The sequence below is a fragment of the Pseudomonas sp. FSL R10-2189 genome (assembly GCF_009600325.1).
In the GTDB taxonomy this organism is placed as follows: Bacteria; Pseudomonadota; Gammaproteobacteria; order Pseudomonadales; family Pseudomonadaceae; genus Aquipseudomonas; species Aquipseudomonas helleri.
In genome coordinates this window covers 1-1,001 of sequence record NZ_WIVZ01000106.1, presented here as the reverse complement: position 1 = coordinate 1,001, position 1,001 = coordinate 1, and the positions used below count along the sequence as shown (strand labels likewise).

At 46.7% G+C, this 1,001-nt stretch carries 2 tRNA genes and 1 rRNA gene; all 3 read right to left on the bottom strand.

The features are described 5' to 3' along the window. A 23S ribosomal RNA gene (locus GHO32_RS26095) occupies window positions 1-427 on the bottom strand; the annotation flags it as partial. Window positions 428-672: 245 nt separating this feature from the next. Continuing rightward, a tRNA-Ala gene (locus GHO32_RS26090) sits at window positions 673-748 on the bottom strand. Between the two features lie 30 nt (window positions 749-778). Further along, window positions 779-855: transfer RNA gene (locus GHO32_RS26085), tRNA-Ile, on the bottom strand. Window positions 856-1,001 lie beyond the last annotated feature (146 nt).

Sequence of the window (1,001 nt, the reverse complement as noted above, 5' to 3'; positions counted from 1 at the left end):
GTAGTATTTAGCCTTGGAGGATGGTCCCCCCATATTCAGACAAAGTTTCTCGTGCTCCGTCCTACTCGATTTCACTGTAAAGATGTTTTCGCGTACAGGGCTATCACCCACTATGGCCGCACTTTCCAGAGCGTTCCGCTAACATCAATACAGCTTAAGGGCTGGTCCCCGTTCGCTCGCCACTACTAAGGGAATCTCGGTTGATTTCTTTTCCTCAGGGTACTTAGATGTTTCAGTTCCCCTGGTTCGCTTCTTAAGCCTATGTATTCAGCTTAAGATACCTAACTTATGTTAGGTGGGTTCCCCCATTCAGACATCTCCGGATCAAAGTCTGTTTGCCGACTCCCCGAAGCTTTTCGCAGGCTACCACGTCTTTCATCGCCTCTGACTGCCAAGGCATCCACCGTATGCGCTTCTTCACTTGACCATATAACCCCAAGCAATCTGGTTATACTATGAAGACAACATTCGCCGAAAATTCGCACACTCAATTAAGAGACTCACAAATTTTACCTTAGCCTGAATAAACACCAGTGAAAGTGTTACTCAGTCTATCTTTCTATCACATACCCAAATTTTTAAAGAACGATCTAATCAAAAGATCAGAAATCAACATTCACCATCGTTTGATGGAATGCTCATTTCTAAGCTTTACGATGCAGAAGCAGTTTATGGTGGAGCCAAACGGGATCGAACCGTTGACCTCCTGCGTGCAAGGCAGGCGCTCTCCCAGCTGAGCTATGGCCCCATATTTCTACAGGTACTTTCCACACAAAATTGGTGGGTCTGGGCAGATTCGAACTGCCGACCTCACCCTTATCAGGGGTGCGCTCTAACCAACTGAGCTACAGACCCAATTTCGAGCTTGCAACTGTTAGCGTGAGCTATCAGCTTGTAGCTTAAAGCTGCTTCTATCGTCTTCTTCAATGAATCAAGCAATTCGTGTGGGAACTTATGGAGCAGCTGATGTCGTCGATTAAGGAGGTGATCCAGCCGCAGGT